Annotated in this window: 9 protein-coding genes and 1 pseudogene; 9 read left to right on the forward strand and 1 reads right to left on the reverse strand. The window is 37.0% G+C overall.

What is annotated here, in order from left to right; all coding sequences use genetic code 11:
• Positions 1-370: 370 nt before the first annotated feature.
• From C9J12_RS26925 to C9J12_RS26955, 8 genes and pseudogenes are all read left to right on the forward strand, one after another.
• Entirely contained in the window at positions 371-1,033 is a 663-nt protein-coding gene (locus C9J12_RS26925) for a LuxR C-terminal-related transcriptional regulator (protein WP_107245872.1), read from the forward strand.
• Positions 1,030-1,485, forward strand: coding sequence for a curli production assembly/transport protein CsgE (locus C9J12_RS26930; protein ID WP_107245874.1), 456 nt, complete (start codon positions 1,030-1,032; stop codon positions 1,483-1,485). The genes C9J12_RS26925 and C9J12_RS26930 overlap by 4 nt, the downstream gene beginning before the upstream one ends.
• A gap of 11 nt (positions 1,486-1,496) precedes the next feature.
• Positions 1,497-1,901 carry a curli assembly protein CsgF gene (locus C9J12_RS26935; RefSeq protein WP_107245876.1) on the forward strand — a complete coding sequence of 135 codons (405 nt, stop codon included), beginning with the start codon at positions 1,497-1,499 and terminating at the stop codon, positions 1,899-1,901.
• Between the two features lie 11 nt (positions 1,902-1,912).
• Positions 1,913-2,749: a CsgG/HfaB family protein gene (locus C9J12_RS26940; protein ID WP_107245879.1), complete on the forward strand. Its 837-nt coding sequence runs from the start codon at positions 1,913-1,915 to the stop codon at positions 2,747-2,749.
• A 197-nt stretch (positions 2,750-2,946) separates the two neighbouring features.
• Positions 2,947-3,183: pseudogene (locus tag C9J12_RS31660) on the forward strand (IS630 family transposase); the annotation flags it as partial.
• Between the two features lie 272 nt (positions 3,184-3,455).
• Positions 3,456-4,022 carry a curlin subunit CsgB gene (locus C9J12_RS26945; RefSeq protein ID WP_107245881.1) on the forward strand — a complete coding sequence of 189 codons (567 nt, stop codon included), beginning with the start codon at positions 3,456-3,458 and terminating at the stop codon, positions 4,020-4,022.
• A gap of 20 nt (positions 4,023-4,042) precedes the next feature.
• Entirely contained in the window at positions 4,043-4,696 is a 654-nt protein-coding gene (locus C9J12_RS26950; protein ID WP_107245883.1) for a hypothetical protein, read from the forward strand.
• Position 4,697: 1 nt separating this feature from the next.
• Positions 4,698-5,027, forward strand: a complete 330-nt coding sequence (locus tag C9J12_RS26955; RefSeq protein ID WP_107245885.1) for a hypothetical protein — start codon at positions 4,698-4,700, stop codon at positions 5,025-5,027.
• A gap of 296 nt (positions 5,028-5,323) precedes the next feature.
• Here C9J12_RS26955 and C9J12_RS26960 read toward each other — a convergent pair whose 3' ends face one another.
• Entirely contained in the window at positions 5,324-5,830 is a 507-nt protein-coding gene (locus C9J12_RS26960; RefSeq protein ID WP_227876485.1) for a DDE-type integrase/transposase/recombinase, read from the reverse strand.
• Between the two features lie 861 nt (positions 5,831-6,691).
• On the opposite strand from C9J12_RS26960, the gene C9J12_RS26965 reads away from it, so the two are divergent.
• A partial coding sequence (locus tag C9J12_RS26965; protein ID WP_107245892.1) for a cytochrome-c peroxidase occupies positions 6,692-7,658 on the forward strand: 967 nt, incomplete at its 3' end.

Genomic DNA, 7,658 nt, shown 5'->3' on the forward strand with positions numbered 1-7,658 from the left:
CACTCTGAATCTTGGGCTTTGAGGTAGCTTGGGTATACGCTTTGACCTTATAAGCAGTCAATGAATCACAGCCTATAAAAGCGAAAGAAAAGCATTTCATTGTCAATATCTGCTGTGATTTCATAAAATCAAAAATTTATACAATAAAAAAATACCATTCGCATTTCCCCATAAAAAACACAATATATTTAACCGTCATATCTATTTGAATATAAAGACAAAATACAACTGAACGGCTATCGATTATAAAAACATTACCTTTTATACAGTGTCATTTTTTTGACCTGCACTACAGTTATTTCAAAGTAGGATGTAAAACTGAGCGGTAATATTAATACCACAATGCCGTAGCTTGTAAGAGGGAATAGAAATGCACAAACAAAAAGACAATAAATTCCTATTTATATCTTGTTCAAGCCTTCAATCTTCGTTATTCAAGGAATATCTGGAGAAATCACTTGATATCAGTATCGAATGTACAACGTTTGATAAACTGAAAAAGAGCGAGTTGGTTAAATTTAATGAAGTAACCATAATCATTGATCACACAAAAATCACTGATGATAGCTACGACCAATACATCGATTTTGTTTGTACACATTCGTTAATCACTCAAGAAGTGTTTATTAACTCAAAAGATAATATTGATATCGAAGAACTTGCCAAGTGGCCTAATATTGTTGGTATTTTTTTTGAAACAGATGAGCTAAGCACCGTTGTTAAAGGTATGCGTACTATTATAGACGGTGAACTATGGCTTAGCCGTAAAGTCACGCAACGCTTAATCAGCGCCTATCGCAGTAAAGAACCGATTACACCTAAACACGATGCTAAATTAACAACACGTGAAAAAGAAATTATGAAATTATTAGTTTCAGGTGTATCTAATGTTCAAATCGCACAAAAATTATATGTCAGTGAAAATACAATAAAAACACACCTTCATAATGTTTTTAAAAAAATAAAAGTAAAAAATAGAATACAAGCCTTTATGTGGGCAAAAAATCATTACTATAACGACATATCCTCATGAAAATTCAATTTATTATCCTATTTGTCATTCACATGGCCTTTACTGGTACGACACACGCAGTCGAAAATGGCGCACCATTAGAAAACAAAGCACCACTCGAAAATAAAGATAGCTTAGATGATTTAAATGAAATAAGTGGAGTTGTCATTGATAGAACCATGACACGATTGGGGGCGGATTTTTATTCCATCTTCTCTCAAATGTTGAATGATAAATATGAAGACTTAACTGAAAATTTAACGGTGAAAGAGAGAGCAACCGCATTATCAGGCAGTATTATTACCATATTTCATCGGCAAACACCTATTTACCGTACCGCTTTATCGCCAGGTCGACAGCAAGCAGAAACGAAAGCAGAAGAAGCTGTAAAAGTTGTAGGCTCTTATGTTATTCGCTGGCGAATTGAACGTTACTTAAAAGACACTTTTGATGTTGGTCATGATGAAATCTAGGAGGGCGAATCATGAAAGGGAAAATATGTATTCTTGCTTTATTGTGCATAAGCGTAACTAAAGCTTCAGCCACGGAACTTGTTTATTCTCCAATTAATCCCAGTTTTGGCGGCAACCCATTAAACAGTAGCCATTTACTCGGCGTAGCAAATGCCATTAATGACTATAAAGCGCCCATTGATGATTTAGGGATTGAAGAGCAATCCGATCTTGAACGGCTAGCAGCAAGCTTAGAATCACGATTAATTAGCCAACTCTTATCTGATGTGGGGGCAGGTAATACTGGGCAATTAACCACAGATGACTTTGTTCTTAATATAGTGGATGACAATGGCAGCTTGCTGATTCAAATCACGGATAAAGAAACTGGCGAATCATCGACGATTCAAGTTAGCGGTCTAGTACCCGACCAATAAGGATATTCATCATGAAAGCTGTATTACTCGGAATTGCATTATTGACGCTATCAGGGTGTTCAATGTCGCTAGGTACTCCCAAAATCAGCAGTGAACCTTCACTTATGGCACGAGGTTCAACATATAAAGATCTTGTATCCTTACCTATACCTAAAGGAAAGATTTTTGTATCTGTTTATGATTTCCGAGATCAAACAGGGCAATATAAACCACAACCCAACAGTAACTTCTCAACCGCAGTGCCTCAAGGCGGTGCGGCTTTGCTAACCACAGCGCTATTAGACTCAAGATGGTTTATCCCACTCGAACGTGAAGGCTTACAAAACCTACTAACCGAACGTAAGATAATTCGAGCAGCACAAAAAAAGGATGAAGCACCCACTAACCATGGTGATTATCTTCCCTCTTTAACCTCAGCCAATATTATGATGGAAGGCGGCATTGTTGCCTACGACACCAATGTTAAAACAGGTGGTGCGGGTGCACGATACTTAGGCATTGGAGCATCAGGTAAATACCGTACCGACCAAGTCACGGTAAATGTACGTGCTGTTGACGTGCGAAGCGGTAAAATTCTACTGAGCGTTACTACAAGTAAAACCATTTTATCGAAGGAATTACAAACAGGCGTATTCAAATTCGTTGATTACAAAGACTTACTTGAAGCCGAACTGGGTTATTCCACTAATGAACCTGTCAACCTCGCTGTGATGTCTGCCATTGATGCAGCCGTTGTCCATGTGATCGTTGGTGGTATTAAAACAGGGCTATGGCAACCAGCACGTTCAGAAGACATTAACCACCCAACTATTCAGGCTTATTTAAGTAAATCATTCCCTATCATGTAATTCTCTCTTTATGATTAAATAATACCTGAGATTGATTTCAGGTTCAGTCGCTAGCGCCCTTTATCATTTTAAGGGCGTTTTTATCTTCAATTCTAGCCCCCTCTCACTCATACCATACATCCCTTGATTATGAATACAATCTGATAAGACTCGTAATGAACGAGTGCGTGACCACATAAAGATGCCCGTGATTGAACAAACTTAAACCTGAAGATAGTGGTTCACAAGGCTATTTATCAACGCTGCAAGCTCAAGAACTAATAATGTATCTAACAGAAAATGCGTATCACCATACACACAAAATTATTACGTATGTATGGGAGCGCTAGCAAAGATAAATCAATGCTTTTCATCGATGCAGTGCACCCAACACAAGCCACCAAAATATCGCATAGTTGGTACGAACTGGACAAGATAAAGTACTTGAAACAACATTTACTTCAAAAGTAAGCGTGATTTTAAAAGAACCATTAAGTTAATTGGGATATACACTACAACTTTAACCTTACAATAGAATGAGTTACATCTAAACCTAAACTTTCCTATTAGATGACTTTCTTATTTATCACCCTTTTTATCATTATTAATGAGTACTTCTCTCAACCAATAACTCACAATAATCCTTCTCAAACCGTAGAAAAGTTCATTTAATTAATACAGATAAATCCGATAATTAAATTACAAATTGATTAGTGGCCTGTTAGACATGAAGTCGTTAAACAAAGTAAACACATTATATTTATCAGGTTTGTTATTCGTAAGTTTAAATAGTCATGCTTTTTCGGAAGATTTAGCAAGAAATGAATTACGAAACTTATCTGAATTACAATCAGGCTTCGATAATGTTGCCGTCGTTAATCTTAATGAAGCATCAAACAGTAATGCAACCATCGTTCAAAAAAGCTTTGGTAATCATAAAGGAAATGCTGCAAAAATAAAACAACAAGGAAATGATAATAACGCAACAATTGGCCAAATAGGCAATGGAAACCGTGCCTATATAAATCAAAATGGATATAATAATGAAGCCGCCATTTTACAGGCGGGATTGTATAATGATGGCATCATCATTCAAAATGGCGATAACAATACTGCCTACCTTGTTCAAAAAGGTTATGGTAATGAAAAGTTAATTAATCAACAAGACAATAATAACACCGCTTATGTTATAGAGAAAAGTAATGTTCGTCACTCTGATTATTCTGTTAATCAGGATGGTAACGACCACATTATTATCGTTAATGGTATGAACAAACATATATATGTAAACTAAATCATTCTAAGGAAAGTATCATGAATAAGTTAGCATTAGCAATTTCAGCTTTATTAGTTTCTGGTGGCGTAATGGCGAATCCTGGCGACGACAACTCAGCATGGGTTAATCTGCAATATAGTGATGATAATGATGTAGATATTGTTCAAGTATCATATGGCAATTATGCTGACAATAGAGCAAGAGTAAATATGCATTACAGTGACGATAATGATGTAGATATTTATCAACGTGGTACTAAAAATAAAGCAAGAGTAAATATTCATGGTAGCGATCATAATGATGTAGATATCTACCAGCGTGGTGCAAGAAATGTAAGTGATAATACAATTAGTTATGGTGCAAATCATAATTATATAGATGTAGATCAATATGGTTATGACAACTTAAGCAATATATATATTAAGAGTGGTGATAGAAATGACGTAGATGTGGATCAAGATGGTGCCCACAATGAATCATATGTCAGCTTACTATCAGAAAATGTCGACCATAACTATATCGATATTGATCAAGACGGTCATGAATCTAAAACAACAGTTATTATGAACACAGGCGGAGGTAGTGGTTATACTAACGGCAATGACGTTGATGTAACTCAAAATACAAATGATCTGGCTTGGGTAAACCTATATAACTCATCTTATAACGATATTAATATCAGCCAGTATTAATATGGATAATACCTTTTCAAAAGCGGCGTTTATCGCCGCTTTTTCATTTAGCACAATAGCGACAGCAGCTGACGACCTTCCTTTTCAACTTGAATGTGTTGAACAAAGAACTGATACACGTATATCAATACGCAGTGAACATGCAGAGCACATCCAATTAAGGGTTATTTCAGGCGGCAATAACCAATTAAAAACATCGATTTCAGGAAAAAGTACAACATCATTTATATTTGGTGCTGCTCAGTTTCCTATTACAGTTAAATATCAAACCGATGTGGGAACAGGAAAAATCCGTATTGACGAGAGTTGCCATGTTGCTCCTATCGCCTAATTGCACACACCGAATAAAAGCGATATTACCCAAGTTACCTCAAGATGCTCGTTTCAGCGAGAATTTGGTTGTGTCGCAAAGTTATGAAAAAGTATAAGCGTACTGATTTTCAGATACAATTAGGCTGCTAGCGCGTAAAACTGCTCCCAAGCAGATTTTATTGGGTATCAGCAAGCGAGGAGATAGATACTTGCGAACATTTCTTATTCACGGTGCCAGAGCTGCCTTGTAGAAGTGTAAAAACTTGGACAACGAATATGGCCGCTGGTTAACAGAGAAGAAATGTACGCTTAGCTTTAATAAAGCACCTCAGCCCCCTCTATAGATTTGAATCCTAGCGCGGTACGCATCTTCCATTTCACCGCTCGGTGGCTTTGCTCCACGATATTGTTAAGATATTTCACTTGGAGTACCTCAATAAATCCGCCGATTATGCCGGCAAACCAAATCTGCCAATTCAAGGTATCTAAAGCGGCGGCGTTACTACCACTCTTATCAATGACCACCTTATCAGGTAAACCATGCTGCCCTATTGCTTTATTAAAGAATCTTCTGGCAGCAGCTTCATCTCGTTTTTCAGTTAACATAAAATCGATTGTGTCACCGAATTTATCGACAGCACGCTTCTTGCCATTACGGAACGCGGCTTCCAGCTGAGGGGCATACTCCAACACCCAGCGATGAATAGTTGCGTGGTCAACTCGAACCCCGCGCTCTGCCAATAACTCCTCGATATCTCGGTAACTGAGCTTGTAGGCCACATACCAGCGGATCGCCGGAAGGAAACTGTTTGTTGGCGAAATTCAGGGGGCATCGGGAAGCTCAAGGTCAGATAAAGGAACAGGCCTATCATCTCTGATAGGCCTGTTGATTTGTCATCCGTTCGTCAAAACGGGTGACAATTGTAATGATGGCTGTTTATTGAGCACCAAGATGCGACAGAACCCTTTGAGGCCTTTACTGACAAGCGTGTTGCACTTATTGCTTGAATCCAGCAGCTTCCGCCGTAGGCGGACTATTCCGCGCTTGTTGTTCAATATTTGATTAAAAAATAAATCAGGGTACCAGCGATTCATTCTGATACTAATATAAGTTGGTCAACTTTTCTCGTATACACAGCACAGATTTCATTTTGATAGGACAAATAATGACGAAATAAGAATGCATCATATTTTAAATGAATTCCTCGGTAATAAGCAAAATAATTTATAAATAATTGACTGGGTGGAAAGTTAATAAGCTAGTAGTTTTAATTGGTTTGTGGTTTAGTTTTAATTATTCTTTAAATTGTTATTTTGTCGTTAATTTGGTTGAGGAGTTAACAGTGTGAGAAATAAGATGTAAAGAGTGAGAAGTGAGATTTGTTGTTATTATTGATACTATCTATCGTTATGGGTTGTTGTTGTAGCTTATTGTTTTTATTAATTTAATTTGTTTGAGTTATCTTTTTTAATGTTTTGTAATAATCAAGTTGTACAGTGGTGTATTGGTTTTAAATGTAATCTTATAACTTCTGTCTTTTGTGTGAGAATTATAGTTTTTGATGTCAATTGCAACTGCGAAATATACTAGATTTATTCTGTTAGTTTTATTTTCATGCGGTTTGTGTTTAATTTTTGTTTATTATCAATGATTTTAATCTAGGTTGAAAGCAGGTGGGCGTAATGAGTAAAATATCAAATGATATAATGTTAAAAAAGAAAAAAAGGATACAACATTATAGTGCTGTATTCAGCCTTATGGTTGGTGTGGGATTTCTATCCAATGCCGCTAATGCAAGTGATAATGATTTAACATACCTAGAGGAAATGGGTAAGCGTCTATTTTTTGAAAAAATATCATTACAAAGAAATATGTCATGCTCTACGTGTCATACCGCTGATACTGGTGGTACTAATGGTGATTCAAATATAAATCTTGAAGATGTGGCTGTAACGGGCTCTGATGGGGTTATGGTTGGTAACCTTAAACCACCGACAAATAAGTATGCACAATTTTTAAATGAGGTGGGAGATCCTGAAGGGTTGAAACTTTTTGACGTGGCTTGTCCTGGTTTTGCCCCTGCACCGTGTGGTGGTGCATTTTGGAATGGTCGCGCTGAAGGTGATTTAATTGAAACAGTGCATAATATTGATGTATTCGCGGGTCTAAATAGTAAATACGAAAGTATGTATAAAAAATATTTAGGTCCCGTTGCTGATCAGGCACATGCAAGCCCATTTATTAATCCACTTGAACAGGCAAAAGACGGTAAGTTTAAAGTTTGTACGCAGGTTAGAGGAACTACATGGGGTAGACAGTTATACCAATACGCTTGGGGAGAGCATCTTCGCTGCAGTTACCGTCAAGTAGATGAGATATTTGCGAGATTTTCAGTCGCTTTAGCTGCTTGGCAAATGTCTAGCGATAACAACCGCTTTGACTCTAAAAGAGATATAGCGTTAAAACATGATGAAGATGGGCTGTTCGACTTAGATGGTTTTACTGACCAGGAAAATGACGGGCATGATCTTTTTTATGGTCAAGCTAGGTGCTTCTTCTGTCATCAAAGCGGAAATGATCAAGGTGTTGGCAAATTTGAACGTTATACCAATGATTTCTACTTCAATATCGGAGTACCAAGAAATCATG

Source organism: Photobacterium frigidiphilum (assembly GCF_003025615.1).
GTDB lineage: Bacteria > Pseudomonadota > Gammaproteobacteria > Enterobacterales > Vibrionaceae > Photobacterium > Photobacterium frigidiphilum.